Annotated in this window: 15 protein-coding genes and 1 tRNA gene; 11 read left to right on the top strand and 5 right to left on the bottom strand. The window is 34.2% G+C overall.

What is annotated here, in order from left to right; all coding sequences use genetic code 11:
- Nucleotide 1 precedes the first annotated feature (1 nt).
- Genes ACFX5D_RS04640 through brxL form a run of 4 tightly spaced genes read left to right on the top strand, consistent with a single transcriptional unit; the run spans nt 2 to nt 5,963 of the window.
- On the top strand, nt 2-613 hold the full coding sequence (locus ACFX5D_RS04640; protein ID WP_379857081.1) for a DUF6088 family protein: 612 nt from the start codon (nt 2-4) through the stop codon (nt 611-613).
- Nucleotides 606-1,631, top strand: coding sequence for a nucleotidyl transferase AbiEii/AbiGii toxin family protein (locus ACFX5D_RS04635; protein WP_379857080.1), 1,026 nt, complete (start codon nt 606-608; stop codon nt 1,629-1,631). The genes ACFX5D_RS04640 and ACFX5D_RS04635 overlap by 8 nt, the downstream gene beginning before the upstream one ends.
- Before the next feature lie 33 nt (nt 1,632-1,664).
- The gene (locus ACFX5D_RS04630) at nt 1,665-3,902 is read left to right on the top strand and encodes a PglZ domain-containing protein (RefSeq protein ID WP_379857079.1); all 2,238 of its coding nucleotides are present in this window, start codon (nt 1,665-1,667) and stop codon (nt 3,900-3,902) included.
- Nucleotides 3,903-3,914: 12 nt separating this feature from the next.
- The gene (gene brxL, locus ACFX5D_RS04625; RefSeq protein WP_379857077.1) at nt 3,915-5,963 is read left to right on the top strand and encodes a protease Lon-related BREX system protein BrxL; all 2,049 of its coding nucleotides are present in this window, start codon (nt 3,915-3,917) and stop codon (nt 5,961-5,963) included.
- Nucleotides 5,964-6,347: 384 nt separating this feature from the next.
- Here the strand turns inward: brxL and ACFX5D_RS04620 are convergent, their stop codons facing one another.
- The 4 genes from ACFX5D_RS04620 to ACFX5D_RS04605 form a co-directional block, all read right to left on the bottom strand.
- The gene (locus ACFX5D_RS04620) at nt 6,348-7,016 is read right to left on the bottom strand and encodes a hypothetical protein (RefSeq protein WP_379857076.1); all 669 of its coding nucleotides are present in this window, start codon (nt 7,014-7,016) and stop codon (nt 6,348-6,350) included.
- Nucleotides 7,017-7,191: 175 nt separating this feature from the next.
- On the bottom strand, nt 7,192-7,497 hold the full coding sequence (locus ACFX5D_RS04615; RefSeq protein ID WP_379857075.1) for a hypothetical protein: 306 nt from the start codon (nt 7,495-7,497) through the stop codon (nt 7,192-7,194).
- 536 nt (nt 7,498-8,033) lie between these two features.
- Nucleotides 8,034-8,303, bottom strand: a complete 270-nt coding sequence (locus ACFX5D_RS04610; RefSeq protein ID WP_379857073.1) for a helix-turn-helix domain-containing protein — start codon at nt 8,301-8,303, stop codon at nt 8,034-8,036.
- A gap of 346 nt (nt 8,304-8,649) precedes the next feature.
- A tRNA-Leu gene (locus tag ACFX5D_RS04605) sits at nt 8,650-8,731 on the bottom strand.
- A gap of 106 nt (nt 8,732-8,837) precedes the next feature.
- On the opposite strand from ACFX5D_RS04605, the gene ACFX5D_RS04600 reads away from it, so the two are divergent.
- From ACFX5D_RS04600 to ACFX5D_RS04580, 5 genes are all read left to right on the top strand, one after another.
- On the top strand, nt 8,838-10,226 hold the full coding sequence (locus tag ACFX5D_RS04600) for a dipeptidase (RefSeq protein WP_379857072.1): 1,389 nt from the start codon (nt 8,838-8,840) through the stop codon (nt 10,224-10,226).
- A 318-nt stretch (nt 10,227-10,544) separates the two neighbouring features.
- Nucleotides 10,545-10,970, top strand: a complete 426-nt coding sequence (locus ACFX5D_RS04595) for a toxin-antitoxin system YwqK family antitoxin (protein WP_379857070.1) — start codon at nt 10,545-10,547, stop codon at nt 10,968-10,970.
- Nucleotides 10,971-11,015: 45 nt separating this feature from the next.
- Nucleotides 11,016-11,387, top strand: coding sequence for a BlaI/MecI/CopY family transcriptional regulator (locus ACFX5D_RS04590; protein WP_379857069.1), 372 nt, complete (start codon nt 11,016-11,018; stop codon nt 11,385-11,387).
- Nucleotides 11,384-13,090, top strand: coding sequence for a M56 family metallopeptidase (locus tag ACFX5D_RS04585; protein WP_379857068.1), 1,707 nt, complete (start codon nt 11,384-11,386; stop codon nt 13,088-13,090). The genes ACFX5D_RS04590 and ACFX5D_RS04585 overlap by 4 nt, the downstream gene beginning before the upstream one ends.
- 533 nt (nt 13,091-13,623) lie before the next feature.
- Entirely contained in the window at nt 13,624-13,875 is a 252-nt protein-coding gene (locus ACFX5D_RS04580; RefSeq protein WP_103998336.1) for a hypothetical protein, read from the top strand.
- A 426-nt stretch (nt 13,876-14,301) separates the two neighbouring features.
- Here the strand turns inward: ACFX5D_RS04580 and ACFX5D_RS04575 are convergent, their stop codons facing one another.
- Entirely contained in the window at nt 14,302-15,672 is a 1,371-nt protein-coding gene (locus ACFX5D_RS04575) for a saccharopine dehydrogenase family protein (protein WP_379857067.1), read from the bottom strand.
- A gap of 209 nt (nt 15,673-15,881) precedes the next feature.
- On the opposite strand from ACFX5D_RS04575, the gene ACFX5D_RS04570 reads away from it, so the two are divergent.
- Both ACFX5D_RS04570 and pckA read left to right on the top strand, forming a co-directional pair.
- Nucleotides 15,882-16,283 (top strand): DUF423 domain-containing protein, encoded by a 402-nt coding sequence (locus tag ACFX5D_RS04570; protein WP_379857066.1) that lies wholly within the window; start codon nt 15,882-15,884, stop codon nt 16,281-16,283.
- Between the two features lie 65 nt (nt 16,284-16,348).
- Nucleotides 16,349-17,950 (top strand): phosphoenolpyruvate carboxykinase (ATP), encoded by a 1,602-nt coding sequence (gene pckA / locus ACFX5D_RS04565; RefSeq protein ID WP_379857065.1) that lies wholly within the window; start codon nt 16,349-16,351, stop codon nt 17,948-17,950.
- Nucleotides 17,951-17,969: the final 19 nt, after the last annotated feature.

Genomic DNA, 17,969 nt, shown 5'->3' with positions numbered 1-17,969 from the left:
CATGCAAAGTATTGATGACAAGGTAATTGCTAAAATAAAAAAAGCCAAGAGGGGTTCGCTTTTTTTTACCGAAGATTTCCTATCCTTTGGCTCAGCTAAAGCCGTAGCAAAAGCACTAGAAAGAATGGTAGAAAAAGAAGAAATTTTCCGTGTGGCACGTGGCATTTATGCGCGACTAGAAAAAGACCCCATTTTGGGTCTGCTAAAACCAAGCACAGAAGCCATTGCAGAAGCGATTAGTAAGCGAGACAAAGCACGTATTGTACCAACAGGTGTATTAGCACTTAACGCCTTGGGATTGTCAACACAAGTACCAATGAATGTAGTGTATCTAACCGATGGTGCAGCAAGAAAAATTGATTTGGGTAAAAGAAAAATTTTATTCAAAAAATCAGCACCAAAAAACCTATCCGCTATTGGTAAAATAAGTAGTCTGGTCATTCAAGCATTAAAAGAAATAGGAAAAGACAATTGCACCGAAAACGAAATACAAATAATATTAAAGCAATTAGATAAAGAAGAACCATACCGCCTGGAACACGACATCAAGTTGGCACCAGAGTGGATTAGAATAATAATGCGTCAAGCACTAAACACAAATAAAAATGGATAAATGGTTTGCAATTCCTGACAGCACAAAAAGAAATGCCTACATTCAAATAGCAGAGAGAACAGGTATGGCTGCCTTTGCTGTCGAAAAAGATTGGTGGGTAGTACAAACCTTAGCTATCATCTTTGAAATGGAAGTAGCAAAACATTTAGTTTTCAAAGGGGGAACTTCTTTAAGCAAAGCCTGGAAACTTATTGACCGATTTTCAGAAGATATAGATCTAGCCATTGACAGACGGTTTTTAAATTTTGATGGAGAGTTGTCAAAAAAGCAGCGAACAGCATTAAGAAAAGCAGCTAGTACATATATCGAAGAAACGTTTTTCATTGAAATACAAGCAAAGTTCCAAGAAAAGGGCTTGTCAGGAATAACATTCGAATTGGTCGAAACCAAAGACAGCGACCAAGACCCAAGAATCATAGAAATCTATTATCCCAATGTAATAGAGACACCGGGCTATATTCAACCAAGAATTCTGGTGGAAATTGGCTGTCGTTCCTTAAAAGAACCTTTCTCGGCACAAACATTTGCATCACTAATAGATGAAGGATATCCAAACAGCGATTTTGTGCAAGCCCCTATAACCGTACCAACAGTAAATCCAGAACGTACTTTTCTCGAAAAAATATTCTTATTACACGAAGAATTCCACAAACCGCTTGAGAAAATCAGAGTAGATCGATTAAGCCGTCATTTGTACGATGTGTTTCAATTAGCCAAAACTGATTTTGCAATAACAGCATTAAATGATGCAGCCCTTTATGGAATCATAGTGAATCACCGATACAAATTTACTCGTGTTGGAGGTGTTGACTATAATGGCCATCAACCACAAACTATCAATCCTATTCCAATTCCCGAAGTAATGGAAGCATGGAAAGCTGATTATAAAACGATGTTGGAACAAATGATTTATGAAGAAAATGCACCTTCATTTGAAGAAATGATCGGTGAGTTAACCAACTTAAAAAATAAAATCAACGCATTAGATTGGAAGTTTGAAACTGAGTTCCCGCTGTAAATTAACTAATCACTAACCACCAACCAAAAAATTATGATCGATACTTGGTTTAAAAAAGATTTAGAAAAAATATTCAATACCCATTCAATAGTAGTTATTATTGATGAGTCAAAAGAAGCTACTTTTCTGTTAGACGAGGTAAAAGAGAAATACCAAATATTCAATGCATCCAATGAAATTGATGAACTCAAGGTAAAATATGAAATTGAAAAAAAGGATACAGATGGCACAAAATATTTAATCTATACCAACACCCCAAAAGAGCAACTTAAATTCATTAGAGAATATTGTGAAACCAATGGCAGCGTAGAGATTAAACACTTCGACAGGTACATAAAAGAAAAAGTAGTATCGCATTTAAACATTAATCTTCATTTAGAAAAAGAAGAACTGATCGCTGCTGCCAAGGTAAGTTTGGGTAAAGACCAAACCTATTGGATGAATATTAGCCATAACGGTGCTTCTGAAATCTTTAATTTAGAAAAAGAAATACTTCCTTTTTTACATAGCCCAAAAACTTACCTCAACAAATATGACAAGGCAGTTCAGGAACTCTTCTTTAAAAAGGTAAATGAATTAATTGGTCAGGTATATATCAGTAAATCATCCGAAGTTCTTGCTACTGAAGTGGTGTTCTACTTACTGGATGGTTTGGCTAACAATAATCCAAACAAAGTTCTATTGGACGTATATAATAATTGGTTAGACAGTAAGACTTATCAAAAATCGTTTGATGTTTATCTGAAAAAATACAAACTGGAACCAAAAACAGAAATTTTCAATTGTCATCCTGCACATCCTTTCATTGAGATAGATGAACTTTGGCTGGAAGAATTAGGTAAAAACATAAACAACAAAAGTTATTGCATCAATTTCTTACCTAGAATAAACCAACGTATTTCCAGTAAAGCAGTCCATCATTTGGGGATTAATTTTTGGAAACAAATCAAAATACTATTAGAATTTGATGAAAAAAACATCAATCAAATTGCCTCATATGATGAAGCTGTTGCTTTCTATACGTCTCATTTTTATAAACTAGACAAGGCAATTCGTGCTCTTTATGCGACCTTTCTAGACCGTGAAAATTTGATGGAGCCAATACAGAGCTACTATAAAAATTATGCAGTCATTTTTTTAGATAAATGGTTCAAATATATCGAAGAATACAAATCAAACCAAACGGGTAAATTACAAGAAATCATTGATAATAATGCGTCTAAAACGGCTATCGTTGTGGGTGATGGAGTCTCATATGAATTTGCTCAGGACATTATTGAAAAAGTATCCAAAGAATACATATTGAGTAAAGACCACCAATATATTTTTGCAGGTTTACCATCAGAGACCGAACACAATATGAGCCAGCTTTATATTGATACTGGTAAAGTAGTGGCAAAAAAACAAGATAGAGAAGCCTACATTTTAAATCAAAACAAGGACAAATCTATTGGTTTTATTGATTTAGAAATGGTTAATGAAAATACGGATAAGGAACACTATTTAATTTGTAGTTATAAAGACCCTGATAAATTAGGGGAAACATACCAGCAAAAGGCACTTAAATATTTTGACCAAGTGGCTGGAATCTTTGCCACTAAAATAGAGCAATTATTAAAAAACGGCTACCAAAATGTTTATTTAGTGACCGACCATGGGTATGTCCTTACTGGTATTTTGGATAATTCTGATAAAATAGAAGTCGCCTTTAACGGCAATGTTAAAAAGAGTGAACGTTTCACAAGAACAGAAGACAAACAAACTATTGACATCGATTTACTTATTGAAAAAGAGGTAGTTTATGGTAACTTCAATTATTGTTATTTTGCCAAAAGAGTCGGACCATTCATAACACCAGGAGTGTATGGTTTCGCTCATGGTGGTTTATCACCACAAGAAACAATTATACCTTTTTTAAAATGGTCGAACGATAAAAACCAAAATGACCAGCTTCAGGTAATGATTGCAAACAAAAAAGATCTAAACGATGTAACTGGTGATTTATTTTCCATTGTCTTAAAAGCAACTACAACAGCTTCAGATTTGTTTTCCTCTGAAAGAAAAGTAACGATGCTCTTTTTTGCAGATAATAAAAATATTAATGAAAGTGAGATACTTACCATTGAAAAGGATCGCGAAATCAAAAAAGAATTCCGTTTTGGTTCAAATGCAACAATTGAAGTAAAAATAGTTGATGCAGTTACAAAAGAACAATTAGACAAGGTAATAGTCAAACAAAACAACGCTAGGGATTTAGGCGGTTTACTTTAAAACAGATATAGTATGATAATCTTAGACGATTTAGACAAGAAAGTATTAGAACATTTCAGAGGGTTTGTGGTAAAAAAGGATTTGGTGGGAATAATCAAAGGTGGCGCAAATGTGCCTGCATTTGTATTGGAATATTTACTAGCCAACACTTGCAGTACCGAAGATGAAGAGAAGCTTAAAGAGGGAATGGAAAATGTAAAAACCATTTTGAGAAATCACTACATTAATCCCGAAGAGAGTTCCTTGATCCAATCCAAACTTCGTGAAAAAGGAAGTTATAAAATAATTGACAAGATTTCTGTTGAACTAGATTCTCAAAAAGATAAGTATTGGGCTAATATCAGCAACAGTAATATCAAGAAAGCAAATATCAGTGATGAACTGGTAACTAATCACGAAAAGTTATTGCTTGGTGGCATCTGGGCCATTATAGACATGGAATATGATCCTTTAATTACTATCGGAACTACTGTTTTTCCGTTTGTAGTAAAGGAAATCAGACCAATTCAACTGTCCTCATTTGACAACAACAAAGTTTCACAAAAGCGTAAGGAATTTTCAAAAGAAGAATGGAAAAAATTACTGCTTCGTAGTGCTGGATATGAGCCCTATAGTGAAGGATTAGATGAAAGGAAACTAACCCTATTACTTTGTCGTTTGATTCCTTTAGTCGAAGCCAATTTCAATATGGTTGAGCTAGGTCCACGTTCATCAGGTAAGTCATATATTTATAAAGAAATCACGCCTTATGCTATTCTAATTTCGGGTGGCCAGGGTTCAGTAGCTCAATTGTTTGTAAATAACACTTCGGGTCGTGTAGGTGCTGTTGGACTTTGGGACACAATTTGTTTTGATGAAAGTACAGACAAGCTTTTCAAGGACAGAGATACCATTCCGTTGATGAAAGATTATATGGAAAGTGGTTCATTTTCAAGAGCAAAAGGTGGTGAAATATCGGGTTCAGCATCAATAATCCTCAATGGAAACATCAACCAACCTGTGGAAACAGTTTTGCAAACATCACATTTATTCAGTCCTCTTTCAGATGAAGTGAACCACGACACAGCATTTTTAGACCGTATCAATTTATTTTTACCAGGCTGGGAAATAACTAAATTCAGTCCGCAGAATTTCACCAATCATTTTGGTTTTAGCACCGATTTCTTTTCGGAAGTATTGAAGTCACAAAGAAAAATAACCTATTATGATGCATTGGATAAATATTTCTCTCTAGGATCTCATTTGAAACAACGAGATAGTAAATCAGTGAGAAGAATTATCTCTGGATTCATAAAATTACTACATCCAAATGGTGAGTATTCTAAAGAAGATGTAAGAGAATACCTTATCATAGCTATGGAAATGCGTCGAAGAGTAAAAGAGCAGCTTAAACGTATTGGTGGTATGGAATTTTGGGATACAAACTTCTCTTACATCGATAAAGAAACACAAGAAGAAATATTTGTAGGACTACCCGAAGAAAAAGGATCATCTTTAATCGAGGCAAATCCTTTGGCACCAGGTGTATGTTATACAGCTACAAGTGATGGTGATAATAACACATTAGTAAAAATCGAAGTGGTAGCATTGCAAGGTTCCGGGAAACTAAATGTAACAGGAACCAGTTCAACTGAAGTAAAAGAAAACATCAAGAACACATTCAATTACATTAGGGCAAATGAGAAAACAATATTAAACGAACAACATTCATTATCCAGTTACGACCTAAATATTCAGGTAAGCAACGTAATGGGAGCAGCAATACATGGGGGCATCGGTAGCGCTGTGTATGTCGCTATCATTTCAGCTATATATAAAAAGAACCTCAAAGCAGGATTAGCAGTTTTAGGAAATGTTTCAATTGGTGGTGCTATTGAAAGAGCATTAAACTTTGCGGACAAAGTAACCTTACTTTCAGAAAACGGTGCTAAAACAGTAATCGTACCAATGGATAATCTATCCGAAATACCAACATTACCAACAACTATTTTGGGGAAAACTGACGTGCCATTCTATGGAAATAGCCAAATGTTATTACAAAAATCAGTATTGGGTGAATAGTAAGGTGAACGATTGATATTGCATGAGGATTTTGGCAATTACTAAAAGTTAACTAAGACACTATTTAAAGGATATAGAAGAAGGGATGTTTTACGAAAAGATAGAAAATTACATGGGTACTAATCGGGATGATTTTAAAATGCTATTCCAATAAATACATTTTTTTTAAAATACACCACTGCGCGGTGGAAAGACCTTTGATGCCATGAATAAAATATTTCCAGGCTTTACGGATGATTGTACGACATCGTTATAATTAAAATACGCAATTGTTTGAAGGCGGAAAGTTTAAAAACACGATTCGCCGCAGTACACTCGCAAAATTTAGAAGAGATGAATGTCAGAATATAGCCCGGTTGTAAGTGATAGATGTTTTCTTTTTTTTTATCGTAAGCCATCCTCTATTTCCTCTATTAAAATATCGAAATTTTCTCGATTAAAACTCAAGTCATCATTCCACATATAAAAGTAACGCTGATACTTTAAAATTAGCTTAATGTGACGCATATTTCGTAATAGTACATCAGGCAATTTCCGAGTATTTGGTGCATTGTAATTAGTTTCATTTAAAAAAAAATTCCCGTCAAATTCAATTTCAACGTCACCGAAATAAGTAGACAACAGGATATCATCGAAAGAAAAATTCCCCCCAATTTTGACAGAGCATCCTTTCAGATTTTCTAAATTTTCATTTCCGCTTATATAATAACTTCCAACCACTTCTTCGGGAGAACCCCCTAATGATCTTAATTGGTTTTGATAGCAATAGAAATCCCCGCCAACCCATTTTGGGGCACCAAGAAGACTTATTAGATGATTGTTAAAACAATTGAAATTACCCCCGACCGCTATTGGCGCGCCATATAATGTAGTCAATAGATTATTATGGATGTTAAAATTGCCAATAACCCTTCGAAATCGCACCGGTAGTATGGTCAGATTTCTTGAAGATAGATCTACATTCCCATCCACATCAATAGACCCATCAGAATTTATTGAATAGTTTTCTATTTTATATTGAAGACAGGTCTTTATAATTTTTTCTAATATCATAAAAATACTCATTTTATGCATAACGCAAAACTCAAGCTAAGATTGTCATTGTCAATATCACATTAATTAGCTTCATAAAAAAAATGAAAATATTTCCTATGACTAATAAACCCCAATAACAGCAGTTGAAAAGACCAATCTCGTTGATACGTAATTTATTAGCTAGCCACTACTTTCAATTAATTATTTCATTTATTATCCTGCAACGTTTAATTGCTCTATATTTTTGAAATAAATCATTTAAGTATTGATTATTTGTCATACCAGACCTACCCATTGCCCTAAACGAATTTGCTTTTCTAATGTAAAAATCTATAAATGACCAAGCGTTTGGAATATCTATCATCTGATATTCAATAAAATAGAGTAAATTCAAAACAAAATCAATACCACCAATTCTTTCATTTATTATTACTGTAAAAATATCATCAAAATTATATGAGAATCCACCAGATTTTTTTTTCACCTTTTTCAGTTCCATTTTGGTACTTTGACCTGTTTCACAATAAATTTGGGATGCTACATAATATCGAGACATTTCCATTAAATTTATATGATACAAAATATTTTCAGTAAATGGTATAGCGTAACCACAATTAGAGTAAAATATTTTGTATTTATTAGTACTTTTACTCAAATCTATAAATGATTCTTCAAAGAATTCCTGTCCAAATTCTTTTAATGTAGCCGCTCACAACATTTCAAACTCTACTGTTTGACTACGATCCATATGTAGGTATCCATTTTGAGTTAAATTCCAATTGCATTTTTCACATGCCTCGAATCTTTCTATCCTTTTATGCATGCGATTAATTGTCTTGAGTTCGCAACCATTGTCATCGATGTTATTAAAATTACTACCGATGATCTTAGTATATTTTTTTGAAACCACTATGTAGTACACATATCTCTTATTTTGTTATTCAAATGTCATATCATATATTATTACACATACATATATCTAAAAAAGAACATTTAGTTTATTAAATCGAAATAAATAATCTAATAATTATAAATCTATTTTTTTCGTAACTGAGCCATTACATCTGCCTTCTCATAAAACACTTTATTGCCTATTTTCTTGGACGTCAAAATACCGCTTTTGTTCCAAGACCATAGAGTTGGGAATGATACCTTCAATAGATTTGAAACCTCTGCACGTGTTAAAAGTTCATTAGACTCGGTTTTCGCATCAATTTTCATAATGCTATTGTGTTTTTGAAACTCGGAGGCTACAGCTGCACCTATTAATTGTTGTAATTGAGCTACTGTTAGCTGAACTATCATTGTCGTATCATTTTGCATTTCCTATACTGTTTTCACCTTATACAAAAAATCAAATGAAAAGTTTAATTTTTTGTATAAAATGAAACTACTAATTTATCGACACTTCAATTTTGCCCTAACGTTTCGTTAATCATTGACAATACTTGGAAATTCTCTGTGATCGCAATTTAATCACCTATCGGGTCCTTTGATTTGACAAATGGTCTTTATATGATCTCAAGGTTAAAACAAGTAAATTTGAGTTAAATCACGATAGTTTTTATGAAATAGGGTTGTTTTTAGGGGAATATACAAAATAAAAAAGACTTAAAAAACTGAATATCAGCTAATTAAGTCTTAATGTCTGTGCGGATAATAGGACTCGAACCTACACGCCTTGCGGCACCAGATCCTAAGTCTGGCATGTCTACCAATTTCACCATATCCGCTCAATTGTGGGTGCAAAGATAAACATAACTTCCAATTTTCAAAGCAATTTATCGAAAAAATATTTATACTATTTTTTGTACTTTTGAAACTATAAAATTTAAATCCATGGAAAATATAAAATCTTATGTTCTACAACATAAAGATCGTTTCATAAACGAGTTAATCGAATTATTAAAAATCCCATCCGTAAGTGCTGATGCCTCTTATGCTCAAGATGTTATCGATACCTCCGAGGCTGTAAAAATCAGCTTAGAAAAAGCAGGATGTGATTTTGTTGAGATTTGTGACACACCCGGTTACCCAATTGTGTATGGTGAAAAAATCATCGATCCCACTTTGCCTACGGTTTTAGTTTATGGTCATTATGACGTTCAACCGGCAGATCCGATGGAATTATGGACTTCTCCACCCTTTGAACCCGTTATAAAAAAGACAGATATACATCCGGAAGGCGCCATTTTTGCCCGCGGTGCTTGTGATGATAAAGGCCAAATGTACATGCATGTAAAAGCATTGGAATATATGGTTCAAAGCAATACTTTGCCTTGCAACGTAAAATTCATGATTGAAGGTGAAGAAGAAGTTGGTTCTAAAAGTTTGAGTTGGTTCGTGGAACGCAATCAGGAAAAACTAAAAAATGATGTAATTCTGATTTCGGATACCGGAATGATTTCAAACCAACAACCATCCATCACTACAGGATTACGTGGATTAAGTTATGTAGAAGTAGAAGTTACAGGGCCAAACCGTGATTTGCATTCCGGTTTATATGGCGGAGCAGTTGCAAACCCGATAAACGTACTGGCAAAAATGATTGCTTCACTTCACGACGAAGACAATCACATTACCATTCCTGGTTTTTATGATAATGTACAAGAATTATCTCTTGAAGAAAGAGCAGAAATGGCCAAAGCGCCTTTCAACTTAGAAAATTATAAAAAAGCACTCGACCTCTACGATGTTTACGGCGAAAAAGGATATGTTACTAACGAAAGAAACGCTATTCGTCCTACGCTTGACGTGAACGGAATTTGGGGAGGATACACCGGTGAAGGTGCTAAAACTGTAATTGCAAGCAAAGCTTTCGCTAAAATTTCGATGCGTTTGGTTCCAAACCAAGATTGGGAACAAATCACCGAACTTTTCACGAAACATTTCATCAGCATTGCTCCCGCCGGCGTTGCTGTAAAAGTAAAACCACATCACGGCGGACAAGGTTATGTAACCCCAACTGACAGCATTGGCTACAAAGCCGCGAATATGGCGTATACCGAAACCTTTGGTGTGCCCGCCATTCCGGTACGCTCCGGTGGAAGTATTCCTATCGTTGCCTTATTCGAAAAAGAACTGAAGAGCAAAACAATTTTGATGGGATTTGGTCTCGATAGTGATGCTATTCACTCGCCAAACGAACATTTTGGAATTTTCAATTACCTAAAAGGAATTGAAACTATCCCATTGTTTTATAAATATTTTGTGGAGCTTTCGAAATAGATTAACGCAATACCTTTTGTACAATCCGCTCAGCAATGAGCGGATTTTTTTTGGGCGTTACCTCGTTTCGGAACTACCTCGTTCAATAAGAACTTCTATCTAGAAACAAGGTCGGGCTATTCGCTCTATCTTTTGTTCCATTTCTATTTTGCTTCGCTACTAGTTCATCTTGTCACAAAAGGATGCCGCTACCATCCCTAACGCACTGACACACAAAAATAACTATAAATCATAATATTGAAAAAGAATTTGTTTTTTTTAAATATATAGCTCTACATTTGTAGAGTAGACTCTATTAATGTAGAACAAATTATCGATATGCGTAACTTAATTATTTCAATCAGTATTCTTTTTTTGTTAGTGGCATGCAAAGCCAAATCCATTAATCAAAAAGTAAACAAAGAAAGAGAAGGGCTTTGGGTCGAAAAATATGCACAAGACAGTTCGCAATATAAATTAATAGGGAAATACCATAAAGGAGATCCAATAAAAAGATGGAGCTATTACCTAAACGGAAAAATCATCATGAGAGAAAAGTATAAAGATGATTATTGTATCAGAACCAAGTACCATCAAAATGGCAAAGTCGAATCAAAGGGAAAAACACAATGTGACAATAATGACAAATACTCGCATTGGTTCTATAACGACAATTGGGAATTCTTTGACGAAAAAGGAAAACTAATTCTAATTAAAAAATATGAAAACGGGAAACTGATTTCTGAGATAAAGCCTCAGCAGTAATATCCTTTAAAACAAATAATCGATTCAACAACTAAACAAAATCAAATGCAATTGTCCAACTCCGAAGAACAACTGATGGAACATCTTTGGCAACTCGAAAAAGCCTTTATGAAAGACTTGCTTGAAGCATTTCCGGAGCCAAAACCCAAAACAACAACTGTCGCCACACTATTAAAAAGAATGATTGATAAAAAATTTGTTACATACACTGAATTTGGAAACTCTCGAGAATATTATCCTTTGGTCAAAAAAACAGATTATTTCTCCAAACACGTCAACGGATTGATTAGTAATTTTTTCAACAATTCGGCATCACAATTTGCTTCTTTCTTTACCACCGAAACCAATTTATCTCAAACGGAACTGGAAGAACTCAGAAAAATAATAGACAGTGAACTTCAAAAAAAGAAAAAATGATAGACTTTCTAATCAAATCCTCAATTAGTTTATTTGTATTACTGACGGTGTACTATTTGTTTTTAGAAAAAGAAAAAATACATATATTCAATAGGTTTTACTTGCTCTTCATTCTTGTATTTTCGATGGTAGTTCCATTTATAACCATCGAAATTATTCAGGAAGTAGCACAACCTACAGTCAATGCAGGAAGCATCCAAACATTGCAAGGAAGTGCAATAGCATTAGAAGAAACAAACTATTTCGAAATAGGATTATGGAGTTTATATACGGTAGTAACAATCCTATTAGCGATACGTTTTTTCAGTAATATAATCCAGATTTCGTCTAAAATGAAGTCGAATACCCCAATTGCCTACCGAAATGCAAAATTGATTTTGGTACCCCAAAAAACACTGCCACACACTTTCCTAAATACTATTTTCATCAACGAAACGGAATACAATAACCGTAAAATTGAAGCTGAATTGTACACGCACGAACTTACGCATGTATACCAAAAACACACCTTAGACATTTTATTCATTGAAATATTGAAAACCATTTTTTGGTTCAACCCAATTTTTATTTTTTATAAAAAAGCAATACAACTCAATCACGAATTTCTTGCCGACGAGAAAGTAGTGACATCCTATAATAACGTTCCGTTCTACCAATCTTTACTACTATCGAAAGCAAACGAGAACCAAACTTTTTACCTGGCCAGTAATTTGAATTATTTATTAACTAAAAAACGATTACTTATGATGAACAAAACTACATCAAAGACAAAATCAATACTTACAAAAATTGCCTTAATTCCACTGTTTTCTTCCCTGATTCTATTATTATGTATAGAGATGGTGGCACAAGGAAATAGTCAAAAAGGAGAATCAACAATTTCAAAAGATAAAAAGAAAGATACTTATTATGCGGGAGTGAGATTGATTGTAAAAGACAGCCACAAAAAAATATTAATTAATAAGAAATATGAAGACTTAACATTAAATGAAAAAAGGCTTTATATCGCAGAAGTTCCTTCATCAACTAAGAAAAATCCACCTACGGAAAAAGAATTCAAAAACTGGAAAAACGATGTGGATTTTAAGGGAATTCTTGATACAAGACGGATCGTAAATACTGCTTTGGACAAATACAGCGCCAAAGATATCGCAACATTTGCAAAATTCGATAACATCATTCATAACGGAAAGAAATTTGAACCACATATAAATCATTACATCTTGCAAACTAATTCCTATTTTGAGAAGCATTCAAAAAAAACAGCTGAAAAATCAAATTTCAAAGTAATAGAAAAAACGATAAAGGACGGAACAGTAAAAAATCCTATTATACTTAAATATCTATTAAAAACAAGCGCTATAAATAAAGTCATACCATCAAAAAAAAACAAAAACAATTCTAATACAGCTATTCAACAACCACAGTTCCAAGGAGGCATGAATGAATTCTACAAATTCGTGGGAGCTAATTATAAAATTCCCGCAGAATTAAAAGGTAATGGACGAGTATATATTAAATTCATGGTAGAAAAAGATGGAAGTCTTAGTGAATTCGAAATTCTACGTGACATGGGATTTGGAACAGGAGAAGAAGCGATTCGGGTTTTAAAATTAAGTCCAAAATGGATACCTGGAACAGATAAAGTCAAACCCGTTAGAGTACAATACAGTTTACCAATTACTCTACAACAAGCAAAGTAATAATATCCTAAAAAGACAAATTCGTTCAGAAATGAGCGGATTTTTTTTTTGGCGTTACCTCCGGTCGGGCTTTCCATTTCAATCTTTTTATTTTTTAAAGAAAAAAATAAAAAGGATTTTCATTGCAATCCATAACGCAAACTGCTAATCGCCATAATATTTTGTGTAAAAATTTGTTTATTAAATGTACATAAGCGAAAGTGCTTTACTAAGTCTCTTTCCACATATCTTTCAAAAACTTTAAATATGGAATTTTCAACGGCTAATTTTAGGTTTTTAGTCAGCCTGAACGGTTCGCGCATAGACCTCGTGGCGGCGAAACGAACTGAGTTCTTTTCCCAAAGATAAACTTTTTTCGAAAGGAAAAACGTGAAGCTACCGAAAACCAGCAATGAGATTTTTTAGCTGTTAGTATCTGTCATAGAACATATTAACCTTCCATTTTAATAAATAATTACATAAATTTTCGTATAATTTTGTAATAAATTTAACAGTATAAGAAGTAAATTGCATTCAATTTAAAATTCAATGTTATGAATTACGAAAACAACGACAAAAGCGAAGGACCAATTGCAAAAGCAATTGAAGAACAAACTGCCAAATTACCGTCTGATGTGTTTTTGTGGTCAGCACTTGTAGCAATCGCTGTTTCCGCAGGATTGAAAATTGCTGGACGAAAACACTCAGCCTTATTTGTTGGACAATGGGCGGCACCTTTTTTATTATTAGGAATCTATAATAAATTAGTCAAGCTAGAGGGTCATGACCAAAATGACAAAGGTTAGAAACTTTGCACCCCCGTTTATCGCGGGTTTTTTTTTCTGGCGAAAACTTCATCTCTAAAACGGTCACGATATCGTTGCTGCTAACTTGTATATAAACTTTCCAAAGTAGCGCATAAACACCATATTTTGTTTGGCTTTGCGCTACTTTGTTTCGTTTTATCTGTATCAAAATACAAATAAATTTTCTTACAATTCACCAAAGCGACTTCAAATCGATGGATAGCTTGCGTGAGGGATGGCAGCGAAAATCCTTTATGTTTTTTCTTTAAAAACTTAAAGATTGCAGCGAACAGCCCGACCCGAAGTTGCCGGGAGGAAGGACGAAGCAATTTGCAGTGTCACGCCCAAAAAAAATATTAAATGGAACCCAAAAAATAAATCCGCTTTAAAAGAAGCGGATTTATCGAACTACAAATCTAAAAACTATTAACTAAAAACTTTTACTGGATTATAGCCCAAATAAGGCATGGCTTGTTCTTTGAAAACAACGCCATATTCTTCTAATTCTTTCAAAATAGGCAAATACACTTCTTTACGAATTGGAAGTTGTACTCCCGAAGTGGTAATCTTACCATTTAGAATTAGCAATGTTGCCATTGCAACCGGCAAACCTACTGTTTTGGCCATAGCGGTGTAAGTTTGATCTTCTCCTATGCATACCATTTTAGAATCAATTTGTCTTTTTACACCACCTAATTCGTATCCGAATTTATGGTACATCACAATCATATCTTTATCTTCGGGCTGAAGCGTCCAACCATCACTCAATATTTTTTCTAATATTTGTGCCGGAGTGGCGTTTTTTAGTCCAATAATTTTTTTGGTACTGAATAAATCCAACTCCACTAATTTATCCCACATAATATCGTCCTGATCAATCTTTAGAATCAGGCGTACTTTTATTTCAACGGAATCCGTTGGATGATAAGGCAAAAAGGAGTTAACAAATTTACGGTAGCTCATGTTTTCAGAATCTTCCATAACGTAACTATCGTCAGTCATTCCTAATTGCACAAACATATTCCACGCTTTTGAAAACCCAACCCGACGGATTGTTCCTCTATATAAGGTAAGGACATCATCCAAGCCATATACACTTCTGTATTTTAGGGAATCTCTGTTAGAATAGGCTTCAAATCTTCCATAATCTTCCACGTCCAGGAATTCTGTTCTACGAAACAAATTACAATACGGAATATATTTATACGCGCCTTCCTGAATAAACTTGGCAGCACCACCTTGTCCTGCAAGAACAACATTACGTGGAGCCCATGTAAATTTATAATTCCACAGATTAGTATCGGATTCTGGAGCTACAAGTCCGCCACAAAAAGATTCAAACAAAAGCATTTTTCCGCCCTGATCTCCAATTTCATCAATGACTTTCATAGCACTCATGTGATCTATTCCGGGATCCAAGCCAATCTCATTCATGAAGATAAGATTATTCTCCTTTGCTGCTGCATCTAATTCTTGCATCTCATCACTTACGTACGAAGCGGTTACCATGCTCTTTTTATAAACAACACAATCTCTAGCGACCTCAATATGCAAATGTGCCGGCAACATCGAAATCACAATATCCGCTTTTTTTATTGCTTCTTTTCTTTGATTTTCATCAAAAATATTGAGCGCTATTGCTGTAGCGTTAGGGTGATTGTTCGTTTTCTTCTCAGCTAATGACAAAGATAAATCACCAATAACTAGATGTAAACTCTCTTTTTCTGACTTCTCCAGAAGATAATGTATCAACGACGAAGCTGATCTTCCTGCCCCAATGATAAGTATTGTTCTCATTTTTAATATAATTATAACACAAACATACGTAATTGTTGTATTTATAACAAATGATTGTTCCGAAAATATTAAAATAACACCATTCTAAAAAATAACATATCTGTAAAAACGCCTTCTTGATCAATATACATTTCTAAAAAGAATATCCCAATTTCTTTCAATTTGAATAGAATATGAGATAAATTTGCAGAGAAAAAAACAGGAAAACGATGGATAAAAAAATAATTTCAACTGGCGCCTTTATTGGCATGTTGGCTGTAATATTAGGTGCTTTTGGCGCACATGCCCTAAAAAAAGTACTGTCTATCGAACAACTTTCAACTTTTGAGACTGGAGTGCGCTACCAAATGTACCAGGCGCTGTTTTTACTATTCATTGGCCTAATGACAAACCTCAATCAAAAAACAAAAAAAACGATCTATAATTTAGTCCTTTTTGGTGTTATTTTGTTCTCAGGGTCTATTTATTTACTAGCCACAAATACACTTACAACTTTTGATTTCAAAGCAATTGGTTTTCTTACTCCTATCGGTGGACTCCTATTAATACTGGCTTGGGGAATCCTATTTTGGAATGTCACAAAGAAAAAACAACAAAAATTAGATAATTAAATCCTATCTAAAATATAAGTTCTACTTTTGCAATCGATAAATTAAACTACACAATACATAATTTTATGAATAATAACACACCGTTTACGCAATCGATTTCGCTAAAAGACATAGGAATTGAAAACGCAAAGATTCATTACCAATTATCAGCCAACGAATTACATGAAATGACTATCGAATTTGGTCAGGGAGTTGAAATTTCCAATGGCGCTTTAGCTATCAATACTGGCGAATATACAGGACGCTCTCCTCTGGATCGATTTATCGTGAAAGATAATATTTCAGAGAACCAAGTCTGGTGGGGAAAAGTAAATATTCCTTTTGAACCTAAAGCGTTTGATGCTTTATATAAAAAAGTTACGGCTTATTTATCAAACAAAGAAGTTTACGTTAGAGACTCTTATGTATGCGCGGATCCTAACTACAGATTAAATGTACGTGTGGTTACAGAAACTCCTTGGGCAAATTTATTTTGTTACAATATGTTTTTGAGACCAAAATTAGAAGAACTTGAAAACTTTACGCCACAATGGACCTTACTTTGCGTACCTAGTTTCTTAGCTGACCCTGCAGTTGACGGAACTCGTCAAAGCAATTTTGCTATTTTAGATTTCACCAAAAAAATTGTCCTAATAGGCGGAACCGGGTATACGGGTGAAATGAAAAAAGGAATTTTTTCTGCTTTGAATTTCATTTTGCCAGTTTTCAAAAATACATTGCCAATGCATTGCAGTGCCAATGTAGGCAAAGAGGGAGATACAGCCATTTTCTTTGGATTATCCGGAACGGGAAAAACAACTTTATCAGCTGACCCAAACAGAAAATTAATTGGTGACGACGAACACGGCTGGACAAACGAAAATACCGTTTTTAATTTTGAAGGTGGATGCTATGCAAAGGTGATCAATCTTTCAGAAGAAAATGAGCCAGATATCTTTAGAGCTATTAAAAGAGGTGCTATTTTAGAAAATGTAGTGATCAATAAAGAAACGAATGAAGTTGATTTTGAAGACGTTTCAATCACGCAAAATACTCGCGTAAGCTACCCTATTTACCATATTGACAACATTCAACCTGATTCCATTGGAAAAAATCCTAAAAACATATTTTTCTTAACAGCAGATTCTTTTGGAATTTTGCCTCCCATTTCAAAATTAACACCTGGCCAGGCTGCCTACCACTTTATTTCTGGATATACTGCAAAAATTGCCGGAACCGAAGCCGGTATAACAGAGCCTCAACCTAACTTCTCAGCTTGTTTTGGTGCTCCATTTATGCCTTTGCACCCAACAAAATATGCTGAAATGTTGAGCAAAAAAATGAAAGATGCCAATGTAAAAGTTTGGTTAATTAATACTGGATGGACTGGTGGTCCTTACGGAATTGGAAACCGAATGAAACTGAAATACACACGTGCGATGATTACAGCCGCATTAAACGGTGAACTGGATGATGTAGCATATGAAAATCATAACGTATTTGGAATTGCCATACCGCAAAGTTGTCCAAATGTTCCAGTTGAAATATTAAATCCAAGAAATACATGGGAAGATACTGAACTGTATGATCAAAAAGCAGTTGAATTAGCTCAAAAATTTAAGGCTAATTTTGCTAAGTTTGAAGAATTTGCAAATCCCGAAATTATGATGGGAGCTCCAATCGCATAAGTTAATTATAATTCAAAAA

It is taken from the genome of Flavobacterium fructosi (assembly GCF_042787335.1).
GTDB lineage: Bacteria > Bacteroidota > Bacteroidia > Flavobacteriales > Flavobacteriaceae > Flavobacterium > Flavobacterium fructosi.
Note: the sequence above shows the minus strand (reverse complement) of the source record. Positions and strands in the feature narration are given on the sequence as shown.